Genomic DNA, 23,691 nt, shown 5'->3' with positions numbered 1-23,691 from the left:
GGCCCGCCGTAGGCTGCGGGGATGCGTCGAGTGGTGGTGATCGGAGCGACCGGGCACATCGGCACCTTTCTGGTGCCGCGCCTGGTCCGGGCGGGACATGACGTGGTCGCGGTGAGCCGGGGCGAGAGCAAGCCCTATCACGACGCGGTCGAGTGGCGATCGGTCGAGCGGGTCACCGCGGACCGCGCCGACGAGGGGTTCGAGCAGCGGATCGCCGAGCTGCGGCCGGACGCGGTGGTCGACCTGATCTGCTTCACGCCGGAGTCCGCGCGACGTCTCCTCGACGCGCTGCGGCCCACGCGGCCGCTGCTGCTGCACTGCGGCACCATCTGGGTGCACGGCCGGGCCGCGCGGGCGCCGCTGACCGAGGACGAGCCCCGCACCGGCTACGGCGAATACGGCGCCGGCAAGGTCGCCATCGAGGAGCTGCTGCACCGCGAGACCCTGGCCGGCGGCGTGCCGAGCGTGGTGCTGCACCCCGGCCACATCAGCGGCCCGGGCTGGCCGGTGATCACCCCGGCCGGCAACCTCGACCCGGACGTGTGGCGGCGGCTTGCCACCGGCGAGCCGCTCGCCCTGCCCGCGCTCGGCCTCGGCATGCTCAACCACGTGCACGCCGACGACGTCGCGCAGGCCTTCGAGCGGGCGCTGACCCGGCCGGCCGCCATCGGGTCGAGCTTCCACGTGGTCGCCGCGCAGGCCATGACCAGCCGCGGGCTGGCCGAGGGGGTGGCCGCCTGGTTCGGCCGCGCGGCGGTCCTCGACCTGGTCGACTGGGACGAGTTCGAGAAGCGGGTCGGCGCGGAGCACGCCGGCGCCACCCGCGACCACATCGAGCGCGGCATCGCGGCGTCCATCGACCGGGCCCGCGAGGTGCTGGGTTACGCGCCACGGTTCACCTCGCTCGAGGCGATCCGCGAGGCGCTGCGCGTGCTGATCGCGGACGGCCGGGCGGACGTGGGCGGCCAGACCCTCTGACGTGCGGGACATCGTCACCGGCTTCGCGATCATCTGGGTGCTCGTGCTGGCCGGCTACCTGATCGGCCGCTTCCGGCTGCTCGGCGACGCCGGCCTGGTGACGCTGACCCGGCTGGCGTTCTTCGTGCTCGCCCCGGCCCTGCTGTTCGTCACGCTGGCCGAGTCGGCGCCCGGCCGCATCCTGACCGGCGCGCTCGCCGCGTTCGTGCTGAGCACGCTGGCGGTCGCCGCCCTGCACATCACGCTGGCCCGGCTGCTGTGGCGCCGGGACGTCGCCGAGCTCACCGTCGGCGCGCTGGCGGCCGGCTATGTGAACGCCGGCAACCTGGGCATCCCGATCGCCGCGTACATCCTCGGGGACGTCTCGTTCATCGCGCCGGTGCTGATGTTCCAGGTGCTGCTGGCCAGCCCGGCCGCGCTGGCGGTGCTGGACGTCGCCACCGGCGAGGGCCGGCCGTCCTGGCGCCGGCTGGCCGCGATGCCGCTGCGGAACCCGCTGATGATCGCCTCGGCGGCCGGCATCGCCGTCATGGCCACCGGCATCGACCTGCCGGCGCCGGTGCTGGAGCCGTTCGCGCTGGTCGGCGGCGCGGCGGTGCCGATGACCCTGCTCGCGCTCGGCATGTCGCTGCGCGGCAGCCGGCCGTTGCGCGGCGGCCCGGACTCGGCGGAGCGGATGCTCGCGGTGCTGCTCAAGGTCGCGGCGCATCCGCTGCTGGCGTACCTGATCGGCCGGTTCCTGTTCGGCCTGGGCGGCCCGATGCTGCTGGCCGCGGTGGTCACCTCGGCGTTGCCGACCGCCCAGAACGTCTTCGTCTTCGCCTCCCGCTACCGCCGCGGCGAGTCCTTCGCCCGCGACACGATCGTGCTGTCCACCGCGATCTCCGCCGCGACGCTGGTCGCGATCGCCGCCTGGCTGGGCTGACCGCGGACCGCGGCGAGCAGGGCGGCCGCCAGGCCCTCGTCGGTCGTCTCCCGGCCGCCCCCGCCGGCCGGCGCCGCACTGCCCAGCCCGATGCCGACGTGGTCGGCCACCAGCCGCTTGGCCGAGGCGTGCACCGCGGCCACCCCGGTCCGCACGATCGGGCCGACCAGGTCGGCATGCACCCCGCCGCCGGCCATGATCTCGATGCGGCCGGCCGCCGCCGACACCAGCCCGGCCAGGGCGGGCAGCCCGTCCGCGACGGTCGTGGCGCCGCCCGAGGTCAGCACCCGGCGAACGCCCAGCCCGGCCAGGGTCGCCAGCGCCGCGTGCGGATCGGCGAGCGTGTCGAAGGCGCGGTGGAAGGTCACCTGCGCATCCCTGGCGGCCTCGACCGCCCGGCGCACCAGGACCTCGTCGACCGCTCCGGCGCGCACCCCGCCGATCACCACCCCGGACGCGCCCGCCGACACCGCGAGCCGCACGTCGCGGACCAGCACATCGGTCTCGGCGGGCGAGTAGTCGAAGCCGCCGGGCCGGGGCCGGACCAGCACGTGCACCGGTGGCCCGCCGGCCGCCGCCTCGATCAGGCCCGCCGAGGGGGTCACCCCGCCGACCGAGAGGGTGGCGCACAGCTCGATCCGGTCCACGCCGAGCCGCGCCGCCACCGCGAGGCCGTGCGAATCCTGGACCGCGAGTTCGAAGGCAACCATCCGATCATCCTCGCTGATCTTGCTGAGAGCCGCGCTCCGCGGTCCACACAGGAGCCTTGCACCCCTGTGGGAGAGTGGCGGGCGTCTATGTGACGCTGACGGGAGGGCTCGCATGATCCTGAGAAAACTTTCGGCCGCTCTGCTGGCCGCCGGGACGACCGCGGCAATCGCCGTGGTCGCGCCCGCTGCGGCCTGGGCGGCGCCGCCCCGCGCTCCGGGGCGAGCCGCGGATCGGCCGGTCAGCATCACGCTGATCACCGGCGACCGGGTGATCGTGTCGGACAAGGGGACCAGCATCGAGCGCGGTCCGGGCCGGGCCGGCGTGCGGTTCGTGAGCCGCACGGCCGGCGCGCACAAATACGTGTTCCCGACCGACGCGCTGCCGCTGCTGCGGGACGGCCGGCTCGACCAGCGGCTGTTCGACGTGACCGCGCTGCGCGACCTGGGTTACACCGGGGAGAAGGCGCTTCCGTTGCTGGTCGCGTACCCGAAGAGCGGTAACCGCAAGGGGTCGGCGAGCGCGACCGCGGCAACCGGCGCGACGGCCCGCGTGACCCGCGATCTTCCGGGGGTGGGCGCGCTCGCGATGCGCGCCGAGCGCGCCGAGCGGGCCAGGCTTTGGACCTCTCTGACCAGCGGTACGACCACAGCACGCGCCCTGAAGCCAGGCATCGAGCGGGTCTACCTGGACGGCAAGCGCAAGGTCAGCCTGGATGTCAGCGTGCCCCAGATCGGCGCGCCGACCGCCTGGCAGGAGGGCCTGGACGGCGCCGGCGTGACGGTCGCGGTGCTGGACACCGGCATCGACGCGACCCACCCGGACTTCGCCGGCAAGATCGTGGCGACCGAGAACTTCACCGGCATGCCGTCCGCCGACGACAACGTGGGCCACGGCACGCACGTCGCCTCGATCATCGCGGGCAGCGGCGCCAAGTCCGGCGGCAAATACAAGGGCGTGGCGCCCGGCGCCAAGCTCGCCATCGGCAAGGTCTGCGAGACCGACTTCTGTGACGAGTCGGCGATCCTGGCCGGCATGCAGTGGGCCGCCCCGATCGCCCCGGTGGTCAACCTGAGCCTGGGCGGCGGCGACGCGCCCAGCATCGACCCGCTCGAGCAGGCCGTCAACGATCTGACCGCGGCGCACAACACACTCTTCGTGATCGCGGCCGGCAACGCCGGTGGCGACGCCACGGTCGGCTCGCCGGGCAGCGCGGACGCCGCGCTCACCGTGGGCGCCGTGGACGACGAGGACCAACTGGCCGACTTCTCCAGCCGCGGCCCGCGGGTCGGCGACGACGCCATCAAGCCGGACATCACCGCGCCCGGCGTGGACATCGTCGCGGCCGCCGCGGCGAACGGCCAGATCGGCACCCCGGCGGACGAGGGCTATGTGAGCCTGTCCGGCACCTCGATGGCCACCCCGCACGTGGCCGGCGCGGCCGCCATCGTCGCGCAGGAGCACCCCGGCTGGTCGTCGAAGCAGCGCAAGACGCTGCTGATCGGCGCCGCGAAGCCGACCGAGGGCGTGGGCGTCTTCGGGCAGGGCGCGGGCCGGGTCGACGTGGCCCGGGTGATCCACCAGGCGGTTTCGGTGGACGAGGGCAGCGTCAGCTTCGGCCGCGCGATCTGGCCGCACGACGACGACGCCCCGATCACCAAGACCGTCACCTACCGCAACGGCGGCACCGCGCCGATCACCCTGTCGCTCGCGCTGAGCAGCGACTCGGAGGCGTTCTCGCTCGCCGCCACCAGCCTCACCGTGCCGGCCGGCGGCACCGCCTCGACCACGGTCACCGCGGACACCACCGGCGACGACCCGGACGGGTTCCTGACCGGCCGGGTGGTCGCGACCGGACCCGGCGACGTCAAGGTGGAGACCGCGATCGCGGTGAACAAGGAGGTCGAGAGCTACGACGTCACGTTCGGCTTCCTCGACCGGAACGGCGTGGCCAGCACCGACCACTACGCGTCGCTGAACCGGCTGGACGGCGACATCGCGTTCTACGACCTGTTCAGCGCCGAGCCCAGCGAGACCGTGCGCCTGCCCAAGGGCGAGTACGGCTTCTTCACCTGGATCTACGGCGAGGCCGACGTGACCATGCTGGTCCAGCCGAAGCTCGTGGTGGACAAGGACGCGAGCATCAAGCTGGACGCCCGGCGCGGCAAGCCGGTCGACATCGACGTGCCGCGCGCCGACGCCGGACAGGCGCTGGTCGCGGTCAACGCCGACTGGTTCAGCGACGAGTGGTCGGTCGGCGCCTCCGCGCTGTCCTTCGCGGAGGGCGACACGTTCACGGCCCAGATCGGCCCGCGCGGCAAGGTGGAGAACTTCGCCGGCTCGATCAACGGCGCGTTCGCCCGCTGGGACGAGGCGAGCGAGTCGTTCCAGGAGAGCCCCTACCTCTACGAGCTGGCCTATCGCAAGCAGGGCGCGTTCTACACCGGGTTCACCAAGCAGGTCCGGGCCAAGGACCTGGCCACGGTGAAGTCGCGCTACGCCCAGGACCCGGTCGGCGCCAACGGCGTCAAGCTCGACTTCGCCAGCTTCGGCGGCTGGGCGGTCGGGATTCCGTTCCCGCTGCCGTTCGAGCGCACCGAGTTCCTCAGCACCGAGGGCGGGGTCCGCTGGTCGCCGGAGTTCGACCAGGAGATGCCGCCGGTCGACGAGGAGTCCTGGCCCGAGCTGATCAGCATCGCGGTCGGCGCGGAGCAGAAGTTCACCGCGGGCGCGACCTACAAGCAGGACTGGAACCGCGCGGTGTTCGCCCCCGCGGTCGGCGGCGACGTCAACTCGGTGCTGCGTTTCGGTGACGTGATCGTCGCCGCGGCGCCGCTGTTCGGTGACGGCGCCGGACACTACGGGTTCTCCCTGCTGGACAGCGCCCGGACGGCGCTGTACTCCGGCGACACGCTGATCGGCGAGGTGCCGTCGGACTACGCCGAGTTCGAGGTGCCGCCGGGCGACGCGGCCTACCGGCTGGAGATGTCCGGCACGCGCGGCGAGCCGTTCCGGCTGTCCACCACGGTCAGTGCCGAGTGGACGTTCCGCTCGGCGAGCGTGGAGGAGGCCCGCCTGCCGGTGTCCTCGGTGCGGTTCAGCCCGCGGGTGGACCAGACGAACGCGGCCCCGGCCGGCGCGTTCACCATCCCGGTGACGGTCGAGCGGCCGACGGACTCGGCGGCCAAGGTCAACCGGGTGCTGACCGCGGAGTTCTCCACCGATGACGGCGCGACGTGGCAGCCGGCCACGGTGCGCGGCTCCGGCGACCACCGCACGCTGGGCGTCACCAACCCGGCGAGCGGCCACGTGTCGCTGCGGGCGCACGCCACCGACGCCGCGGGCAACACCGCGGTGATCACGGTGCTGCGGGCGTACGCGATCGGATAGTGCGTGAGGCGGGGTGGTGGGCCACGGCTCGCCACCCCGCCACCCGCCGTCCACGAGCCGTTCGCCTTGGTGACCGAGGCGGACGCATCGCTGCTCGGCTTCACTGACGCGCTGGACAAGACCAGTTTCGAGGGCACGCCGGTCGCCGGTCTCTCCGCGCTGGCGCTGACCGGCCGGGATCGCGCGCTCGCGCTGGTCGACAACATCGGCACCACCCCGGCTCGCGTCTACAAGCTGGGGCTTCAGCCGTTGAGGGTCCGCGGCGTGACCCTGCTGACCAGGCCGGACGGCACCGCGTACACCGGCGCGGACTTCGACGGCGAGGGCCTGGTCGCCGAGAACGGCGGACACACCGTCCTGGCCGGCTCGGAGCGGGAGCCGTCGATCCGGCGTTCCGGATGTCCGACGGGCGTGAGCTCGCGTCGCTGCCGGTGCCGGCCCGCTTCCAGGTGACCCCGGCCGGCGAGGCGGCGGTCAACCAGACCTTCGAGGCGCTGACCGCGACGCCGGACCACCGGTCGCTCTTCGCCGGCATGGAGGGCCCGCTCGCCGCGGACGGCCGGGACGCTCAGGGCGCCGGGTTGCAGCGGATCATCCGGTACGCCGGGCGCGAGGGCGGCGCGTACAGCCCGGTCGCGCAGCACGCCTACCGCACCGACCCGAACCTCGGCCTGGTCGAGCTGATCGCCCTCGGCGGCGACCAGTTCCTTTCCCTGGAACGCGGCTTCACCCCCGGCGTCGGCAACGTCGTGCGGGTCTTCCGGGTGTCCGCCACCGGCGCGCCGGACGTCACCCCGTTCGCCACCCTGTCGACGGTCACCGACCCGCGCACGTGGCTCGGCAAGGAGCTCGTCGCCGACCTGGTCAACTGCCCGTCGGCCGGCGCCACCGCCAAGCAGCCGCAGCCCAATCCGCTGCTGGACAACATCGAGGGCGCCGCGCTGGCCGGCAACCGGCTCCATCTGATCTCGGACGACAACGGCAGCGCCACCCAGATCACCCGGTTCTACTCGCTCGCCGTCACGATCCGGCCCGAGGTGACGCTGACCGGCCGGGCGATCCTGCCCGCCACCGATTACCAGCCCGGCCCGGTCTCCGGGACACTGCTGCCGCCGGGCCCGGTCAACGGCATCACCCCGCCGTTCGCCGGCCAGCCGATCCCCGGCTTCTCCGCGATCCTGCCGCTGCGGGCGGACGACCGGTCCGGCAAACGCCTGCTGGCCATGCCGGACAACGGCTTCGGCACCAAGGCCAACTCGGCCGACTTCCTGCTGCGCGCCTATGACATCGAGCCGGACTATCGCCGGCACACCGTTGCGGTACGCGGCCACCTGAGCTTCCGCGACCCGGACCACCGGATCCCGTTCCCGATCGTCAACGAGAACACCAGCGACCGGCTGCTGACCGGCGCCGACTTCGACATCGAGTCGCTGGCCCGGGACGCCCGCGGCAACCTCTGGTTCGGCGACGAGTTCGGCCCGTTCCTGGTGCGCACCGACCGCACCGGAAAGGTGCTGCAGGCGCCGATCCCCTTGGCCGACGGCACGAAGTCGCCGCAATCGCCGTTCCTGCTGCCGGGCGAGACCCCGAACCTGCCGGCCAGCAAGGGCTTCGAGGCGATGGCGACCAGCCGGGACGGCTGGACGCTCTACTCGATCCTGGAGGGCGCCAGGACCACTGACCCGGACCAGCGCCGCGTCGGACCGCTGTTCTCCTTCCCGCTGCAGTCGGTCGAGACGGTGCTGCCGCTGGTGGGTGACCGCGTGCTGGTCGCCAACGACAACAACTTCCCGGGCAACGACGGCCGCATCCCGGGCCGTCCGGACGACACCGAGATCATCACCATCACCGTGCCGGGGCTGCGAACGGTGTCACGGTGATCTTGTCGACGATCGGGGCCTCCTGCGAGCGCAGCAGGATGCCCGGGAAGGTCTGCGAGGCATAGGTCTTGCCGTCGTAATTGGGCAGTTCCTCGGACGCGAACCGGATCGTGTTGGCGCCGCGCCGCAGGTCCACCGGGACGGTCAGGTCCCAGAAGTTGTTCCGGTGGAACGAGTGCGGGAAGAACACCCGCTTCGGCACGCCGTTCACCTCGAGGTCGGCGTGCCGGGCGAGCGGGTCCGGGTTGTAGTGCGTGGCGGGGGACTGCTCCGGGTTGGCGTAGCGGATCCGCATCGCATGGGTGCCGGCCTTCGCCGCGGGCACGGTGAAGGTGAGCGTGTTGGCGTTGCCGGGCGGGCCGCCGACGCCGGTGACGGCGCTGCCGCCGCTCGCCAGCGACAGGGGAGTGGCGGACGCGGTGCCGGCCAACTGGGCCGCCTCGGCCTCGATCGTGGTGGCCGGCAGAGCGCCGGTGCCGGGCCCCACGGTCAGCCGGTCGATCAGCGACACCTTGGTCTCGCCGGTGACCGTCACCTTGTTGATGCCGCCGGAGAGCGAGACGGCCGCCGCGGGCACCCGGATGCCGTTCACCGTGAGGGACGCCCGGCCGGGACCGGACCGGTCGATGCCGAGAGTCGCCTCGGCGTCGGCGGCCGAATAGACCCAGAAGGTCGCCGACTCGCCGCGGCGAAGCGCGACCGTTCCACGATCGATGGATCCGCCCCGGAGGTCGGCCAGTTCCGCCTCATAGGCAGCGGTGGCCGGAGCGGGCTTCGACAGCCGGATCCGGTCGACGATGGCGTCTCCCCGGGTGGCCCGGGTGCCGTCGAGGCTGCGTGCGGCCAGCGAGATGGTGTGCCGCCCGGCGGTCAGGTCGACCGTGGCGTCGGTGTGATCCCAGACCACCCACTTGTAGCCGAGCGGCAGGAACACCTCCCGCTCGGCCGCGCCGTCGACGCGCAGGAAGACGTTCGTCGGGCCCTGCTCGCGTACCGGATCGAAGGTGTTCAGGGAATTGGCGAAGATGCCCAGGTCGTAGCGTCCCGGCGTGGGCACGTCCACGGTGAAGGTGAGCACGCCGTCCGATCCGGTGCGCAGGCCGCCGACGTCGAAGCCGCCCGAGGTGTAGAACTTGCTGACGTCGGCGGGGGAGCCCTCCGGCCCGTTCCGGCTGTAGCCGCCGCCGGTCCAGGCGGCGTCCTCGGCCTCATAGGACTGCTCCCAGCTTTCGACCGGGTCCGCGATCTTGGCCGGGCTCAGCACGATCTCGTAGGCCGACGACTCGACCAGACCGGTCAGGTCGACTTCGACGGCGCCGTCGTCAACCCGGATGCTTCGCTCGGAAAGCACCTGCGGCGGCCCGGAATCGCCGATCTGGCCCGACCAGCGGATCTCGCGGACCACCGCGTGCACCTCGCCGCCGAGCACGTCGCGCGGCACATCGGTGAAGCGCACGTGCGCCGCGCCGTCCGCGCCGCCGATGATCGCCCGCGCCTGCTTCTTCGCCGGGTCGATCGTCGCGACGCCCTTGAGCGTGTAGTTCCGCCCCGGGAAGGGCGGATCCACCCGGACCGTCTGCCCGCTCATCCCGCCGTACGCGTTGAACAGCCACCACTGCCCGTTGGCGCGGTTGGCCTGCACCGCCGAGTCGGACAGGTTCCCGTCGATGTTCCAATAGGCGATGTCGCCGTCCACCTTGGACTCCTCGATCGCGGACACCCACTGGATCATCTGCCCGGGCACCGAGGTGTGGTAGTTGAACGCGTACTCGTTGATGTTGATCGGCAGTCGCCGGTCACCGAGGATCTCGGCCTCCCAGGCGCGATAGCGCCGCACGCTTTCCCGCACCTGCTCGGGATGGCTGAGCTCGTGCCAGGTCATCACGTCCGGCAGCGTGCCGGCCGCCAGGGTGTGCTCGAGGAAGCCGCGCACCTGGCTGAACAGCACGCTGGTGTTGGGCCCGGCGATCCGCGCGTCCGGCATCCGGCCCTTGATCAGCGCGTGCACCTCGTCCCAGGCCCGGAAGTAGTCGGTGGGGTCGTCGAGCCACGAAACGCCGTCGTAGCTCCACTCGCCGGTGCCGAACATGTTGCCCTCGGGCTCGTTGAACGGCACGAACACCACGTTGTCCCGATAGCGCGGCGGCAGCGTGAGCACCTGGTCGACCTGCTTGGCGATCTTCTCCTCGAAGAGCGCGAGCTTCTCCTCGGGGGTGTCGCCCGGCCATTGATAGGGGAAGCCGCGATGGATGTCGGTCATGTAGATGTAGACGTCCCCGCCGGTGCTGTCGGCGAGCGGCTTGACGACCTCGAGCGCGTCGGCGCCCGGGTGCTGCGGCCCGTCCTGCGCCTTGGTCGATACGGTCCGCAGCCGCATGCCCTCGATCAGATTGCCGCTCGGGATGCCCGGACCGTAGAGGCCGTAGAGGGTGCCCGCGGCGCCGCCGTGGAAGGCGCCGGTGGGGTCGCCGAGGTCGATGGTCATTTCGCCCTCGCGGATCACGGTCACCGTGGCGACGACCTGCCGCCCGGCCGCGACGCCGGTGACCGTGAAGGTGCCGCGGGCGGCATAGTCGGCCGGATCGACGGCCGCCCAGGAGATCGGCACGTCCCGGTCGTAGCCGTCGGTGAAGGCGGCGCGGACCGCGGCGGGCAGTGCCGGGGCCACCCCGATCGTGGTACGCACGTCGAACGCCGTCGTGCTCAGGCCGGTCGGGGTGGGTGCCGTGCCGCCTGCGATCTGCTCGGCCGTGAGCGCGGTGTCGTAGACGCGGAAGTCATCGATCGCGCCGTCGAACAGCGGGTCGGGATAGAACGACTTGCCGATGAATCCGCTGGTCGTGGTGGCCGCGTCGAGCAGGTCCGCGGCGCTGATCGTGGTGCTCGCCGAGGAGACCGCGGCGCCGTCCAGATAGGTGGTCAGCCGGTCCGCCGTGGTGTCGAGCGTGACCGTGAGGGTCTTCCAGGTGCCGGCCGGCAGCGCGGCGTACCCGGTCACCTTGGCCTCGCCGCCACCACCCGCGGTGGTGATCGCCGTGCGCAGCACACCGTCGCCGTTGGAGGGCGTGGTGAACAGATAGCGGCCGTTGTCCTTGCCCAGCGCATAGATCCACTGCCAGGGCGCGGTGCCGCCGTCCCAGCGCACCCGCGCGGAGACGGTCAGGTCGGTGCGCCCGGCCAGAATGCCGCGGGGCAGCTCGACGAAGGGGCCGCCCGGCAGATCCAGCGCGAGCCCGTCGGCGCCCGGGATCACCGCGGCCGTCGACCCGTCGGCCAACCGGCCGTCGAGGCCGTTGCCGGAGGAGTCGGTGACCACCGCGGTGGCCACGTCGTCGGCATCGATGGCATAGGCGACCACCGGGTCGGGCACGGCGTCCGCGACGGGCACGGCCGGCAGGACGAGGAGCGCAACGGCGAGCACGGCTTTCACGGTGATCCTCTTTGTTAGCGCTAACATTTCACTGTTTCGATGAGGTTACGTCGCGCTCCGCATGTGGTCAACATTGACGGCAGTCAATTGCGTGGCTATCGTCCGGGACCAGGTAAGCGCTTTCCGCCCCCCAGGAGAGCGAACCACGCCGCATCCCCCGCGCCCCGCGGATCCGGTCCCGCCGACCGGTTCCCCCTCCCGTCCCGAGGGCGTGTGCGGCCCGAGTCCCTGGACGGCCTCATGAAACGTCTCAGAATCCCCGTCGTGCTGGCGAGCGTCCTCCTCGCCACCAGCGGCACCACCGTCGTCGCCGCGCACGCAGCTGCTCCGCTCCCGCCGGCCGACGTCACCGGCACCACCGAGAAGCTCGACCGCGGCCTGATCGCGATGCGCACCGAGAAGGGCAACTTCCTTTCCTGGCGGCTGCTTCCGGCCGACGGATCCACCTATGCCGTTTACCGGGACGGCGCCAAGGTGGCCGTCTCGTCGACCACCAACTTCACCGACGCCGGCGCCCCGGCCGGTGCGAGCTACGCCGTGCGGCCGATCACCGGCGGCGTCGAGGCGCTGGCCGCGGACGCGCCGGTGCGGCCGTTCGCGACCAGTCAGGACGTGCCGATCCAGATCCCCGCGGGTGGCACCACGCCGGACGGGGTCTCGTACACCTACGTCGCCAACGATGCCGGCGTCGGTGATCTGGACGGCGACGGGCAGTACGAGATCGTGCTCAAGTGGGACCCGACGAACGCCAAGGACAACTCGCAGTCGGGCTACACGGGCAACGTGTTCATCGACGCGTACAAGCTGAACGGGACCCGGCTCTGGCGCATCGACCTGGGCCGCAACATCCGGGCCGGCGCGCACTACACCCAGTTCCAGGTGTACGACTACGACGGCGACGGCCGGGCCGAGGTGGCCATGAAGACCGCCGACGGCACCCGGGACGGCGGCGGCGTGGTGATCGGCTCGTCGTCCGCGGACTACCGCAACTCGTCCGGCTACATCCTGTCCGGGCCCGAGTTCCTGACCGTCTTCAACGGACAGACCGGCCGGGCGATGGCCACCGCGAACTACGTGGTGCCGCGCGGCACGGTCTCGTCGTGGGGGGACAGCTACGGCAACCGGGTCGACCGGTTCCTGGCCGGCACCGCGTATGTCACCGGGTCGTACCCGAGCATCATCATGGCCCGCGGCTACTACACCCGCAGCGTCGTGGTCGCCTGGGACTTCCGCAACGGCGCGCTGACCCGGCGCTGGACCTTCGACAGCAACTCGTCCACCAACGGGTCCGCCTGGACCGGCCAGGGCAACCATCAGCTCTCGGTCGCCGACGTCGACAACGACGGCAAGGACGAGATCATGTACGGCGCGATGGCCATCGACGACAACGGCTACGGGTTGTGGACCAACGGGATGGGGCACGGCGACGCGTACCACGTGGGTGACCTGATCCCGGGCCGCGCCGGTCTCGAGGTCTTCAAGGTGAACGAGAGCACCAGCAAGCCGGCCGCCTGGATGGGCGACGCGCGGACCGGATCGATCATCTGGCAGAACCCGTCGTGCGGGTGCGACAACGGCCGCGGCGTCTCCGCGGACATCTATGCCGGCAGTCCGGGCGCGGAGTCCTGGTCGTCCGCGGTCACTGGCCTGCTGAACACCTCCGGCAGCAACATCGGCCGCAAGCCGAGCTCGACGAACTTCGTGATCTGGTGGGACGGCGACGCCCAGCGCGAGCTGCTCGACGCCACGCACATCGACAAGTACGGCACCGGCGGCGACACCCGGCTGCTGACCGCGAGCGGCGTGCACTCCAACAACGGCACCAAGGCGACGCCCTCGTTGCAGGCGGACATCCTCGGCGACTGGCGCGAGGAGGTCATCTGGCCGACCAGCAACAACACGGCGCTGCGGATCTACTCGACCACCGACGGCACCAGCATCTCGCGGCCCTCGCTGATGCAGGACCGGATGTACCGCAACGCGGTCGCCTGGCAGAACACGGCGTACAACCAGCCGCCGCACCCGAGCTTCGCGATCGGCTGAGAGGTCCCGATGAAGATCTGGAGTCTGGTGCTCGCGCTGGTGCTTCTCCCGACGCCGGCGCATGCCGAACCGAGCATGGAAAAGCTCGACCGCGGACTGGTGGCCGTCGCCACCGGCGAAGGGGTCTTCCTGAGCTGGCGACTGCTCGGCGAGGAGGTCACCGGGCACACCGCGACCGGGGCCGCAAGCGCCGGATTCCGGGTCTATCGGGACGGCCGGCCGATCGCGCTGGTCACCGACAGCACCACCTATCTCGACCGGGCCGGCACCGCGGCCGCCCGCTACCGGGTGGCCGCGGCGCACGGCAAGGCCTCCGCGGTGGCCGTGCCGTGGGCGTCCAACCACCACGACCTGCCGCTGCGCAAACCGGCCGACGGCGTGACCCCGGCGGGGGAGGCCTACACCTACTCCGCGAACGACATGAGCGTCGGCGACCTCGACGGCGACGGCCGGTACGAGTACGTGGTCAAGTGGGACCCGTCCAACTCCAAGGACGTCTCGCAGGTCGGCTACACCGGCAACGTGTTCGTGGACGCCTATGAACTCGACGGCACCCTGCTCTGGCGCATCGACCTGGGCGTCAACATCCGGGCCGGCGCGCACTACACCCAGTTCCTGGTCTACGACTTCGACGGCGACGGCCGCGCCGAGCTGATGATGAAGACCGCCCCCGGCACGAAGACCGGCCGCCGCCACATCACCATGCCACCGGCGGACGTCCGGGCCGGCTACGCGCACACCGACGACTTCCGGATGAGCGCCGCCGACTACTACCAGCACCTGGTCGAGATGTTCGAGGGCTGGGCGGCGCACCCGGAGGTGGTCGCCGGGCGCTGGCCGGCCACCGTCGAGGAGGCGCTCGGCATCGCGCCGTCCGGAAGGGGAGCCGAGGCGCTGGCGGACTACTTCATCGACGTCTACGCGCCGTCCCGCAGCACCCGCAACCAGCTGCGCAACTTCGCCGGCTTCATCGTCGACGGACCGGAATACCTGACCGTGTTCGAGGGCGCCACCGGCCGCGAGCTGCAGACGGTGCGTTACAAGCCGGGCCGGCACGACGACGGCCTGATGTGGGGCGACTATGCGATGGCCCGGATCGAGCCGGGCAACCGGGTCGACCGGTTCCTGTCCGGCGTGGCCTATCTCGACGGCCGCCACCCGTCCGCGGTCTTCGCCCGGGGCTACTACACCCGCTCGACGCTGATCGCCTACGACTGGGACGGCCGCCGGCTGCACGAGCGCTGGTACGCCGACAGCGGCTGGACCCCGATGAGCAACCCCTTCAACGACGCGCCGCACGGCCGGGACGGCACCGATCCCGAGTTCAAGACTCTCACCACACAGGGCGCGCACTCTCTCAGCGCGGCCGACGTGGACGGCGACGGCAAGCAGGAGATCGTCTACGGCGGCGCCACCGTCGACCACGACGGCAGCCTGCTCTACAGCTCCTTCGCGGTGCTCCCGCCGGGCAGCGCCGCACCCGGCACTATGGCGCGGCTCGGCCACGGCGACGCCATGCACGTGACCGACATCGACCCGCGCCGCCCCGGCACGGAGATCTTCATGGTGCACGAGGGCGGCCCGAGCGCGCCCTACGGCTACGCGCTGCGCGACGCCGCCACCGGAGGCGTGATCTTCGGCGGCTACACCGGCGTGGACACCGGCCGCGGCATGGTCGGCGACATCCGGCCGGACCTGCCCGGGATGGAGGTCTGGGGCTCGAGCGGCACCGGGCTGCGTACCTCGGACGGGCAGTTGATCTCCACCACCGCGCCCGGAACCAACATGAGCATCCGCTGGGCCGGCGACCTCACCACGCAGATCGTCGACGGCGCCCTGGCGGTCACCCCGACCATCGTCGACCACCGGCGCGGCACGTTGCTGACCGCCGAGGGCACGCTCACCAACAACGGCACCAAAGGCAATCCCAGCCTGGTCGCCGACATCTTCGGCGACTGGCGCGAGGAGCTTCTGTTGCGCACCGCGGACAGCACCGCGATCCGGATCTATCTGAGCACCGAGCCGACCACTCACAAGCTGGGCACGCTCATGCACGACAGGCAGTACCGCGCCGAGGTCGCCCGCCAGCAGACCACCTACAACCAGCCGTCCTATCCGAGCTTCCACCTCGCCGCGGACATGGACTTCGCTCAGAGCCAGCGGCGGACGCGGCCGGAGTAGCCCGCGTAGGCCGCGCCGAAGCGCTCGCTCAGGTAGAGCTCCTCCGGGCGGATCACCAGCAGGCCGACCGCCACCAGCACGACCGGCGCGAGCAGGGCCGGCCACCACGAACCGATCAGCAGCGCACCGCCCAGGTAGGCGATCGCGAGCCCGGTGTACATCGGGTTGCGGGAGATCCGGTACGCCCCGCTGGTGACCAGCGTGGCCACGGCGTGGTGCGGGACGATCGTGGTCCGGTGCCGCACCACCCCGGCGATCCCGCCGGCCGCGAGCGCGACGCCCAGCGCCAGCCCGGCGGCGCCGGCGATCGTGGTGCCCGGCCGGCCGCCGATCGGCAGCGGCGCGACGAGGTGCAGCAGCACGCCCGCGACGAGGCCGGCGACGTAGTACAGCGGCGGCGGAATGAAGATCACGCGAGCTCCGGTCATAACTGTCTCCCTGTTGAGTAGAGTACCGCTCTATCGAATAGAGCACTACAGTCGGCAGGTGGCTGTCAAGAGGCGGTACGAATCGGCGCACCGGCAGGAGCAGGCCCGTCAGACCCGGCGGGCGGTGCTGGACGCGGCGGCGTCGCTGTTCGTCGATCCGGGCTATGCGGCCACCCCGCTCACCGCCGTCGCCGCCGAGGCCGGGGTCGCGATCCAGACCGTTTACAAGGTCTTCGGCAGCAAGAAGGCGCTGCTGTCGGAACTCGTCGACGTCACCATCGCGGGCGACGACGAGTCGGTGCCGCTGCCCGGGCGATCGTTCGTCGCCGACATCCAGGCGCTCACCGGCGCCCGCGCCAAGCTGGTCCGCTTCGCCGCGCACCTGGCCGCCGTGCACGCCCGGCAGGCCCGGGTGATGACGGCGCTGGCCGGAGCGGCCACCGCGGACCCGGACGCGGCCGCGATCTGGCGCAAGAACCTCGACGACCGGCGCCGTGGCATGACCGGGTTCGCGGCGGATCTGCTGGCCACCGGCGAGATCCGCCCGGAGCACACCCCGGACACCGTGGCCGACGTGCTGTGGCTGGCCATGGACGTGCGCAACTACCAGTGGCTGGTGGTCGAGCGCGGCTGGCCGGTCGAGCGCTTCCAGACCTGGTACGTGGACACGGTCGCCGCCGCCGTGCTGACACCGGACAGCTGAGCGGCTCAAACGGATCCTCACACGCGGCGCCGCCATGCTGCTCGGCGACAAGGTGGGGGAACGAGCGAAGGAGCACGGCCGTGCCGCTGATCAACGTGAAGGTCATCGAAGGTGTCTTCGACGGCAAGCAGAAGCAGCAGATGATCGAGGATCTGACCGAGGCGATGGTCGCCATCGAGGGAGAGAACATGCGCCCGGTCACCTGGGTGGTGGTCGAGGAGGTGGCCAGCGGCGAGTGGGGGATCGGCGGCAAGGCGCTGTCCACCGCGGATGTCCGGGCACTTGCCGCGGGCTGATGTCGGATCGCTGAACGACCCGGCGGCCGTCGTCGTGCACACTCTCGGCATGGCGACGGTCATCCAGCTCCTCGGACGTCCCGACATTCACCGTGCGGGCGGCCGGGGGCCACGTCCCCGCGGTCGCAAGGCGTGGGCGCTGCTCGCCATGGCGTCGCTCAGCGAGCGGCCGATCCCGCGGTCCCAGCTGGTCGGCATGCTGTTCCCGGCGGCCGACGACGCCCCCGCGGCGCTACGCTGGGTGCTGTCCGAGCTGCGCCGGGGCCTGCGCCCGGACGCCGGCATCGAGGGCAACCCGGTGACGCTCGACCTGTCCGCCGGCACCGTCGTGGACGTGCGGCAGGTGCTGTCCGGACAGGTCGAGCCCGCCGAGGACGCGGGCGAGCTGCTGGCCGGTCTGGCGCTGCCGGACTGCCCGGAGTTCGAGCTCTGGCTGGCCCACGAGCGCGAACGGGTCACCGGCGCGTTGCGGTCCTCGCTGCGCAGTGCGATCGGCGCCCGGCTCAGCGAGCGGCGCGCGACGGAGGCGGTCCGGCTGGCCCGCCGCCTCGTCCGGCTGGCGCCGCTCGAGGAGCAGAGCCACCTTCTTCTGGTACGCAGCCTGGCCGGCGCCGGAGACCGGATCGGCGCGCAGGCCGCCGTGGCGGCCTGCACCGCCCTGTTCACCCGCGAACTCGGCATCCTGCCGTCCCGCCGGGTCGCCCACGCCGCGGAGGTCCTGCCCGGCGGCGTGACGCTGCTGCCGGACGGCCGCCGGTTGCAGGCCCGGCTCGACGTGGACGCGGGCAAGGCCGCGCTCGCCGCCGGCGCGACCGGCGACGGCCTGGACCGGCTGCGCCTGGCGGTGACTTTGGCCGACGGCCTCGGCGACCCGGGCATCCGGGCCGAGGCGAACGCCGCCCTGGGCGCCGCGCTGGTGCACTCGGTGGCGCTGACCGACGCGGCCGGGGTGGCCGCGCTGCGCCGGGCGGCCGAGCTGGCCCGGACGGCCGGCGACCGGTCCACCGCCGCCACCGCGTCCCGCGAGCTGGGCTTCGTCGCGGCCGGTGCCCGCAGCCGCAACGGCGGCGGCCGCCTGCGCGCGTCCCGCGAGCTGGCCGAGGGCGACGACGGGAAGTTGTCCGCGGTGTTCGGCATCGAGGCGTTCGCGCTCACCGACAGTGGACACTTCGCCGCGGCCACCCGCCGGTTCCACACCTCGGTCGAGCTGGCCGACCGGGCCGGCGAGCCTCGCAAGGCGGCCTGGTCGCTGACCATGCTGGCCCGCAACGAGCTGCTCGGCGGCGACCCGGCCGCGGCACGCGCCGACATCGACCGGGCCGGCGCGCTGGTCGACGCCGAGCGGTGGACCGCGTTCCGGCCGCTGGCGCTGGCCGTCGCGGCGGAGCTCGACCTCATCGAGGGGCGGCTCGACGCGGCCGGCGAACAGCTCTCGGCCGCCTGGACCACCGCCGCCCGGCTGGCCGACCCGTGCTGGCTCGCGGTCACCGGCCGCGGCCTGGGCCTGCTCGCCGCCCGGCGCGGCAACGCGGCCGAGGCGATGCAGTGGCTGGACGGCGCCTACCACCGGACCGGCGACCTGCCACCGCTGGTGTGCCGCTGGATCGACGCGGCCACCCTGGACGCGATCTGCGACGTGGCCACCACGTTCCGCCTGCCGCGGGCCGGCGCCGCGGTGGCCGAACTGGCGGCGCTCGGCGAGCACGCCCGGATGCCGGCCTACTCGGCCCGCGCCCGCACCTATCAGGAGAGGCACAGATCATGGATCGACAAGCCGTGACGACCGGGCTCGCCCCGGCCGCGATCGGGCCCTACAGCCAGGCGATCGTGGCCGGCGGCTTCGTGTTCTGCTCCGGCACGGCCGGGATCGACCCGGAGACCGGCGCGATCCCACCGGGCATCGCCGACCAGACGCGGCTCGCGCTGCGCAACCTGGAGGCGGTCCTGACCGCCGCCGGCGCCTCGATGGCGACCCTGGTCAAGACCACCATCTTCTACAGCGAGGTGGACGACTTCGCGACCATCAACGAGATCTACGCGGAGCACATGCCGGACCCGCCGCCGGCCCGCTCGGCCCCGGCCAACGTCCGCCTGCCCAAGGGCCTGCTGATCTCCATCGAGGCGATCGCCGCCGTCGGCGCCTGACCCGGACGAGGCGTCGCCCGGTGTGGCCGGGCGACGCCTCTCGTCAGGGCAGGTCGACCGGGCGCAGGACGCGGTCGATGGCGTGCGCGATCTGCTTGTTGCCGCGGTTGATGTCGAACTTCACGACTCGCGGGTTGCGGTCGCTGCGGTCGGCGTCGATCAGCGTGACCGAGCAGCCCCAGCGCACGTCCACCTTGATCGTGGCGCCGGTCGCGGTGGCCAGCTTGGCGTTGTCCGAGCGCAGCGCGGCCCGGCGGGTGATCGTCGAGCCCGGCACCACGTGATAGAGCAGCACCGTCTCGACCGTGTCGATGCCGAGTCCGGCCACCGTGCTGAACGCCGCGCTCTCCGACGGCAAGGACCGCGCGCCGGTGACGTCCTTGGCCAGCAGGCGGAACGCACCGTCGTTCGGGATGAACGCGGTCAGCGCCACCGAGCCGTCGGTGAGCACCTTGACCGGGCTGGCCGGCTTGGCGTCCAGCACCGCGAGCACCGCCGCGGTGAGCACGTCGAAGTCCCCGCTGTTGCGGTCGAAGCCGCTGGTGTCCGCGGTCAGCACGGCGGCGAGCGACTTGCTGCCGAGGCCGTGTGCCTCGGCGGGGGCGCTCAGCGCGGTGGTGGCGAGGACGCCGGCCACGACGGCGGCCATGGCGGTTACGGTGCGGCGTGCGGCGAGCTTCCTGATGGTCATCGTTGTCCCTTCGGAGAAGCGGGCGGGGTGGGAACCACCCCGTTGCACTTCGCTTGCCGGGGCTTCGCTGGATGCAGGCGTACGCTGACCGCGTGGATCAAGAAGAGCGCATCGCCCTGTTCCTCGACTACGAGAATCTGGCGATCGGCGCTCGGGACCATCTCGGCGGCATGAGCTTCGAGCTCCGCCCGGTCGCCGACGCGCTGGCCGAGCGCGGGCGGGTCGTGGTCCGGCGGGCCTACGCGGACTGGTCGTACTTCGACGAGGACCGGCGGATGCTGACCCGCTCACACGTCGAGCTGATCGACATCCCGCAGCGGATGGGCGCCTCGCGCAAGAACGCCGCCGACATCAAGATGGTGGTGGACGCGCTCGAGCTGGCCTTCGAGCGCACGTACATCTCGACGTTCGTGCTGTGCACCGGCGACAGCGACTTCACCCCGCTGGTGCACAAGCTGCGCGAGCTGAACAAGCGGGTGATCGGCGTCGGGGTCGAGCGCACCACGTCGGCCATGCTGCCGCCGGCCTGCGACGAGTTCCTCTACTACGACCGCCTCGAGGGGGTGGAGGTGCCGCCGCCGCGTACGCGGCGCACCAAGCCCTCGGTGGCACCGGCCGAGGTCGCGCCGCCGCAGCCCGAGCCGCAGCCGGTCGCGGACCTGCCCGCGCGCGACGCCGACTCGCTCGACGCGCTGGTCGCGCAGACCGTGTCGGGCCTGCTGCGGAGCTCGAGCGGCTCGGTGACCGCCTCCACGCTCAAGCGCACCCTGCTGCGCAAGGACCCGACGTTCAACGAGGCGGACTACGGCTTCCGCGCGTTCGGCGAGCTGCTGCGCCACCTGGCCGGCAACAACGTGGTCGAGCTGAGCGAGGGCGCGGCGAAGGGCGATCCGGAGGTCACCCTGCCGGAGCACGGCGACCGCGAGGCGGCCTTCACCCTGCTGCGCTCGGTGGTCGAGGACCTGGCGGGCGGCTCCGGCTCGGTGGCCCTTTCGGGTCTCAAGAATCAGGTACGCAAGGTAGCGCCCGATTTCAGCGAGAAGAAGCTCGGCTACCGCAGCTTCCTGCAGTTCTGCAAGGCCGCGGCGACCGACGGCGCGGTGGCCCTGGAATGGTCCTCGGACGCCGAGGACTACCTGCTCACCCCGGCTGTTCAGGGCTGAGGTTCCGCACACAGGCGGCCAGCGCGTCCAGCAGCGCCTGCTCCCGCTCCGGGGTGAAGCCCTCGATCATCCGCGACTGGATGTCGCGGACCGCCGCGCTCGCCTCGGTCAGCTGCTCGCGCCCGGCCGGGGTGAGCTCGGCCGGCAGCTCACGGCCGTGCGGCGCGGCGGCCGGTCGGGTGACGAAGCCGCGGGCCTCGAGTCCCTGCAGCACCACGTTCATCGACTGCCGGGTGACGAAGGTGCCGCGGGCCAGCTCCGCGTTCGACAGCCCGGGGCGCTGGCGGAGCAGTTCCATGCAGGAGTACTGCGGCACGGTCAGCCGCATCGGCCGCAGCGCCGCGTCCATCGTCTGGCGCAACGCCACCGCCGCCTGCTTCAGCACGTAACCCACCGCGTTCTCGACCGGGCCGAGCGATTCGACTTGCCGCATGTCAGTAGTTTGACATACGCTCTTGCATGTCAGGACTTTGACATCGCGAACCGAGGAGAATCCCATGACCGTCACCGGACCCGACTTCGTCGCCCTGCAGGTGCGCGACCTGGGCCGTGCCGCCGCCTTCTACGAGGAGCGGCTGGGCCTGCGCCGCGTCCCGGCCGGCCCGCCCGGCGCCGTGGTGTTCGCCACCACGCCGGTGGCGTTCGCGGTGCGCGAGCCGTTGCCCGGCGTCGACCTGGACGCGGTCGACCGCCCGGGCCTGGGCGTGGCGCTGTGGTTGCACGCGACCGACGCCCAGCAGCTGCACGACAGCCTGACCGCGGCCGGCGTGCCGATCGTGGCGCCGCCGGTGGACGGCCCGTTCGGCCGCCAGTTCACCTTCGCCGACCCGGACGGCTACGCGATCACCATCCACGACAAGCAGTAACGCCTGCGGGTCGACACGCGGCGGCTCGCCGGGTGGCGAGACGCCGCGCCGTTGTTCGCGAGCTAGTGCCTTGACCACAAACGTTCGCCGGGTTGATGAGGCGGCTTTTGTGGTCGGGTGGCCCCAGCGGTGTTGGCGTTCGCTGCGGACGCGTTCGCGGCGCTGGGCGGCCAGGACGGGCCCGCACTGCGGACCCAATCCGGCGTGTCACCCAACCCGGCCAACGTTTGTGGTCAAGCACTAGCGTGGGTCTCCGTGGACATGCGGCACGCGACAAACCGGCAGAAGGCCACGTACGTTGCGCGCGAGCTGTTCCGGACGTTCAAGGTGTGGCTGGTGACACTGGTCGTCGTCTCCGCTTCCATCTGCTTCATGGGCGCTGGGTGGGTCGGGATCAGTGCGTACAACCAGGTGCCCGGGCCGCACGTCTCCGGCGTGGAGATCGACACGGCGACCGTCGCCAGGCTCATGCCCGAGCTCGGCCCGCTCGCCGAGGCACACTGGCGTTGGCGGGACGAGTGGTCGACGCGCGGGGGAACCCGCAGAAACCTCCCCTCGTTCAATACGAAGCGGCAGGACGTCACGTTCGAGGGCTTCGCGCTGCTGTCGCGGGAGAAGGTCGCCACGCTGCTCGCCAGGCGCCCGGACGGCGAGTTGGTCATCCCATGGAACCCGGCCGACGGCGGCCCGAACAGCAACATGCCGCCGCCGCCGATACCGGGCCCGCTCGCCCGGTTCGGGCCTCCCGCGCCGTCCTGGCTGATCACCTGGGCCTTCCCGGACAAGCCCTCGGACGTCCAGCGGTACGAGATCTGGCTCGACGAAAAGAGCCGGATGGCCTTCTTCGTCCACCAGCGGCGGTGCCCCCGGGACCGGATGCCCTGCGACGCCGGGTCGTTCTGACGTTCCGTCTCAGTCCAGGTCGGACCGGCAAGGGTCCTTTGCAGGCAAGGGGTTTCGGGGGGTCACCTCCCCGGGGCCTCGCGTGCCCCTACGGGATCGCTCGTGTGTGCACAACCCGACTTTCTAGTACCCGATGGTGTTGGTCCATGGCCGCGCGTACTAGCTGGGCCGGATGGCGACATCGCGGAGCAGTTGCCGGCCCACCACGGCCAGGGCTGCCGCGACCGCGAGGGTCACCGCCGCCGCGCCCGCATAGGGCAGGAAGCGGACCACCGCCTGGCCCTGCTCGCCGAACCCCAGCAGGCCCTCGGCGGCGGCCATCGGGAACAGGCCGGGGATCAGGAACCACAGGCCGCCCAGCCCGCCGTAGCGGTAGAAGCCGGCCGTGATCACCGCGCCGGAGACCAGGAACGCGACCGAGCTGGGCAGCGAGTGGCCGAACTCCGTGGCGGCCAGGGCGAAGGTGAGCCGGGGGTAGCCGGGCGGGGTGCCGGCGATTGCGAGCACCAGGCTCTCGACGCCGTGCCCGATCGGCACCAGCAGGCTCCACCACACCGCCATGCCGAGCCCGAAGAGGCCGCCGCCGGCCAGGAAGTCGCGCCGGGTGACCCCGTTCGCGACGAACGACCGCAGGTACAGGGACACGAGCATGATGCCGAGGACGAGCACCCAGTACTTCGCCGCCTGGCTGACGATCATCACCCAGAGGCTGAACGGCGGGTCGGTGACCCGGGTGATCACGGTCATCCCGATCGCGTTACCGACCGCCAGGATGCTCATGGTCCAGAGCACGACCGGGCGGTAGAGGCGGAACAGCACGCGGGTGATGTCGAGTGGGGTGGTCATCGGTGGGCCTCCTGCGGCTCGGCCTCGGGGGGGGGGGGGGGGGGGGGGGGGGGGGGGGGGGACAAAGATCGGGCGGCTACCAGTCGCCCCAGCCGGGAAACGGGGAGGGGCGGGG

At 72.1% G+C, this 23,691-nt stretch carries 20 protein-coding genes; 14 read left to right on the top strand and 6 right to left on the bottom strand.

Going from position 1 to position 23,691, the window contains the following annotated elements; all coding sequences use genetic code 11:
- Nucleotides 1-21: 21 nt before the first annotated feature.
- Nucleotides 22-978, top strand: a complete 957-nt coding sequence (locus tag ACZ6TI_RS19125) for an NAD-dependent epimerase/dehydratase family protein (RefSeq protein ID WP_465346417.1) — start codon at nucleotides 22-24, stop codon at nucleotides 976-978.
- 1 nt (nucleotide 979) lies between these two features.
- Nucleotides 980-1,903 carry an AEC family transporter gene (locus ACZ6TI_RS19120; protein ID WP_465346416.1) on the top strand — a complete coding sequence of 308 codons (924 nt, stop codon included), beginning with the start codon at nucleotides 980-982 and terminating at the stop codon, nucleotides 1,901-1,903.
- Here the strand turns inward: ACZ6TI_RS19120 and ACZ6TI_RS19115 are convergent.
- Nucleotides 1,807-2,613, bottom strand: coding sequence for a copper homeostasis protein CutC (locus ACZ6TI_RS19115; protein ID WP_465346415.1), 807 nt, complete (start codon nucleotides 2,611-2,613; stop codon nucleotides 1,807-1,809). The genes ACZ6TI_RS19120 and ACZ6TI_RS19115 overlap by 97 nt on opposite strands.
- Nucleotides 2,614-2,725: 112 nt before the next feature.
- Here ACZ6TI_RS19115 and ACZ6TI_RS19110 point away from each other — a divergent pair, with 112 nt between their 5' ends.
- Genes ACZ6TI_RS19110 through ACZ6TI_RS19100 form a run of 3 tightly spaced genes read left to right on the top strand, consistent with a single transcriptional unit; the run spans nucleotide 2,726 to nucleotide 7,881 of the window.
- Nucleotides 2,726-6,001 carry a S8 family serine peptidase gene (locus ACZ6TI_RS19110; RefSeq protein WP_465346414.1) on the top strand — a complete coding sequence of 1,092 codons (3,276 nt, stop codon included), beginning with the start codon at nucleotides 2,726-2,728 and terminating at the stop codon, nucleotides 5,999-6,001.
- Nucleotides 6,002-6,004: 3 nt separating this feature from the next.
- On the top strand, nucleotides 6,005-6,454 hold the full coding sequence (locus ACZ6TI_RS19105; RefSeq protein ID WP_465346413.1) for an esterase-like activity of phytase family protein: 450 nt from the start codon (nucleotides 6,005-6,007) through the stop codon (nucleotides 6,452-6,454).
- A complete protein-coding gene (locus tag ACZ6TI_RS19100; protein WP_465346412.1) occupies nucleotides 6,400-7,881 on the top strand; it encodes an esterase-like activity of phytase family protein in 1,482 nt (493 codons plus the stop codon). The genes ACZ6TI_RS19105 and ACZ6TI_RS19100 overlap by 55 nt, the downstream gene beginning before the upstream one ends.
- Here ACZ6TI_RS19100 and ACZ6TI_RS19095 read toward each other — a convergent pair.
- Nucleotides 7,847-11,302 carry a LamG-like jellyroll fold domain-containing protein gene (locus ACZ6TI_RS19095; protein ID WP_465346411.1) on the bottom strand — a complete coding sequence of 1,152 codons (3,456 nt, stop codon included), beginning with the start codon at nucleotides 11,300-11,302 and terminating at the stop codon, nucleotides 7,847-7,849. The two genes, ACZ6TI_RS19100 and ACZ6TI_RS19095, sit on opposite strands and share 35 nt — an antisense overlap.
- Before the next feature lie 249 nt (nucleotides 11,303-11,551).
- Between ACZ6TI_RS19095 and ACZ6TI_RS19090 the strand changes: the two genes are divergently transcribed.
- Nucleotides 11,552-13,354 (top strand): rhamnogalacturonan lyase, encoded by a 1,803-nt coding sequence (locus tag ACZ6TI_RS19090; RefSeq protein WP_465346410.1) that lies wholly within the window; start codon nucleotides 11,552-11,554, stop codon nucleotides 13,352-13,354.
- Between the two features lie 9 nt (nucleotides 13,355-13,363).
- Complete coding sequence (locus ACZ6TI_RS19085) at nucleotides 13,364-15,535, top strand: rhamnogalacturonan lyase (protein WP_465346409.1); 2,172 nt, start codon at nucleotides 13,364-13,366, stop codon at nucleotides 15,533-15,535.
- Here ACZ6TI_RS19085 and ACZ6TI_RS19080 read toward each other — a convergent pair.
- A complete protein-coding gene (locus ACZ6TI_RS19080; protein ID WP_465346408.1) occupies nucleotides 15,505-15,963 on the bottom strand; it encodes a methyltransferase family protein in 459 nt (152 codons plus the stop codon). The two genes, ACZ6TI_RS19085 and ACZ6TI_RS19080, sit on opposite strands and share 31 nt — an antisense overlap.
- Before the next feature lie 58 nt (nucleotides 15,964-16,021).
- Between ACZ6TI_RS19080 and ACZ6TI_RS19075 the strand changes: the two genes are divergently transcribed.
- From ACZ6TI_RS19075 to ACZ6TI_RS19060, 4 genes are all read left to right on the top strand, one after another.
- Entirely contained in the window at nucleotides 16,022-16,666 is a 645-nt protein-coding gene (locus ACZ6TI_RS19075) for a TetR/AcrR family transcriptional regulator (RefSeq protein WP_465346407.1), read from the top strand.
- Nucleotides 16,667-16,746: 80 nt separating this feature from the next.
- Nucleotides 16,747-16,962 carry a tautomerase family protein gene (locus ACZ6TI_RS19070; protein ID WP_465346406.1) on the top strand — a complete coding sequence of 72 codons (216 nt, stop codon included), beginning with the start codon at nucleotides 16,747-16,749 and terminating at the stop codon, nucleotides 16,960-16,962.
- Between the two features lie 49 nt (nucleotides 16,963-17,011).
- Nucleotides 17,012-18,742: an AfsR/SARP family transcriptional regulator gene (locus tag ACZ6TI_RS19065; protein ID WP_465346405.1), complete on the top strand. Its 1,731-nt coding sequence runs from the start codon at nucleotides 17,012-17,014 to the stop codon at nucleotides 18,740-18,742.
- Nucleotides 18,724-19,107, top strand: a complete 384-nt coding sequence (locus ACZ6TI_RS19060) for a RidA family protein (protein WP_465346404.1) — start codon at nucleotides 18,724-18,726, stop codon at nucleotides 19,105-19,107. Before ACZ6TI_RS19065 ends, ACZ6TI_RS19060 begins: the two co-directional genes overlap by 19 nt.
- A gap of 43 nt (nucleotides 19,108-19,150) precedes the next feature.
- On the opposite strand, the gene ACZ6TI_RS19055 is transcribed toward ACZ6TI_RS19060, so the two are convergent.
- Entirely contained in the window at nucleotides 19,151-19,798 is a 648-nt protein-coding gene (locus ACZ6TI_RS19055) for a fasciclin domain-containing protein (RefSeq protein ID WP_465346403.1), read from the bottom strand.
- A gap of 92 nt (nucleotides 19,799-19,890) precedes the next feature.
- On the opposite strand from ACZ6TI_RS19055, the gene ACZ6TI_RS19050 reads away from it, so the two are divergent.
- Nucleotides 19,891-20,961: an NYN domain-containing protein gene (locus ACZ6TI_RS19050; protein ID WP_465346402.1), complete on the top strand. Its 1,071-nt coding sequence runs from the start codon at nucleotides 19,891-19,893 to the stop codon at nucleotides 20,959-20,961.
- On the opposite strand, the gene ACZ6TI_RS19045 is transcribed toward ACZ6TI_RS19050, so the two are convergent.
- A complete protein-coding gene (locus tag ACZ6TI_RS19045; RefSeq protein WP_465346401.1) occupies nucleotides 20,939-21,394 on the bottom strand; it encodes a MarR family winged helix-turn-helix transcriptional regulator in 456 nt (151 codons plus the stop codon). The two genes, ACZ6TI_RS19050 and ACZ6TI_RS19045, sit on opposite strands and share 23 nt — an antisense overlap.
- A 64-nt stretch (nucleotides 21,395-21,458) precedes the next feature.
- Between ACZ6TI_RS19045 and ACZ6TI_RS19040 the strand changes: the two genes are divergently transcribed.
- Together ACZ6TI_RS19040 and ACZ6TI_RS19035 are read left to right on the top strand one after the other, a co-directional pair.
- The gene (locus tag ACZ6TI_RS19040; protein ID WP_465346400.1) at nucleotides 21,459-21,827 is read left to right on the top strand and encodes a VOC family protein; all 369 of its coding nucleotides are present in this window, start codon (nucleotides 21,459-21,461) and stop codon (nucleotides 21,825-21,827) included.
- 129 nt (nucleotides 21,828-21,956) lie between these two features.
- Entirely contained in the window at nucleotides 21,957-22,730 is a 774-nt protein-coding gene (locus tag ACZ6TI_RS19035) for a hypothetical protein (RefSeq protein ID WP_465346399.1), read from the top strand.
- A gap of 159 nt (nucleotides 22,731-22,889) precedes the next feature.
- Here the strand turns inward: ACZ6TI_RS19035 and ACZ6TI_RS19030 are convergent, their stop codons facing one another.
- Nucleotides 22,890-23,576 carry a hypothetical protein gene (locus ACZ6TI_RS19030; protein WP_465346398.1) on the bottom strand — a complete coding sequence of 229 codons (687 nt, stop codon included), beginning with the start codon at nucleotides 23,574-23,576 and terminating at the stop codon, nucleotides 22,890-22,892.
- Nucleotides 23,577-23,691 lie beyond the last annotated feature (115 nt).

Source organism: Actinoplanes sp. NPDC051388, assembly GCF_055586225.1.
The sequence above is the reverse complement of the archived record's forward strand: the minus strand, read 5'-3'. Positions and strand labels throughout refer to the sequence as shown.

Excerpts from the sequence above, each read along its gene's own strand:
- ACZ6TI_RS19125 (WP_465346417.1), top strand. The coding sequence starts at position 22 with ATGCGTCGAGTGGTGGTGATCGGAGCGACCGGGCACATCGGCACCTTT.
- ACZ6TI_RS19115 (WP_465346415.1), bottom strand. The coding sequence starts at position 2,613 with ATGGTTGCCTTCGAACTCGCGGTCCAGGATTCGCACGGCCTCGCGGTG.
- ACZ6TI_RS19110 (WP_465346414.1), top strand. The coding sequence starts at position 2,726 with ATGATCCTGAGAAAACTTTCGGCCGCTCTGCTGGCCGCCGGGACGACC.
- ACZ6TI_RS19100 (WP_465346412.1), top strand. The coding sequence starts at position 6,400 with ATGTCCGACGGGCGTGAGCTCGCGTCGCTGCCGGTGCCGGCCCGCTTC.
- ACZ6TI_RS19090 (WP_465346410.1), top strand. The coding sequence starts at position 11,552 with ATGAAACGTCTCAGAATCCCCGTCGTGCTGGCGAGCGTCCTCCTCGCC.
- ACZ6TI_RS19085 (WP_465346409.1), top strand. The coding sequence starts at position 13,364 with ATGAAGATCTGGAGTCTGGTGCTCGCGCTGGTGCTTCTCCCGACGCCG.
- ACZ6TI_RS19080 (WP_465346408.1), bottom strand. The coding sequence starts at position 15,963 with ATGACCGGAGCTCGCGTGATCTTCATTCCGCCGCCGCTGTACTACGTC.
- ACZ6TI_RS19065 (WP_465346405.1), top strand. The coding sequence starts at position 17,012 with ATGGCGACGGTCATCCAGCTCCTCGGACGTCCCGACATTCACCGTGCG.
- ACZ6TI_RS19060 (WP_465346404.1), top strand. The coding sequence starts at position 18,724 with ATGGATCGACAAGCCGTGACGACCGGGCTCGCCCCGGCCGCGATCGGG.
- ACZ6TI_RS19055 (WP_465346403.1), bottom strand. The coding sequence starts at position 19,798 with ATGACCATCAGGAAGCTCGCCGCACGCCGCACCGTAACCGCCATGGCC.
- ACZ6TI_RS19045 (WP_465346401.1), bottom strand. The coding sequence starts at position 21,394 with ATGCGGCAAGTCGAATCGCTCGGCCCGGTCGAGAACGCGGTGGGTTAC.
- ACZ6TI_RS19040 (WP_465346400.1), top strand. The coding sequence starts at position 21,459 with ATGACCGTCACCGGACCCGACTTCGTCGCCCTGCAGGTGCGCGACCTG.
- ACZ6TI_RS19030 (WP_465346398.1), bottom strand. The coding sequence starts at position 23,576 with ATGACCACCCCACTCGACATCACCCGCGTGCTGTTCCGCCTCTACCGC.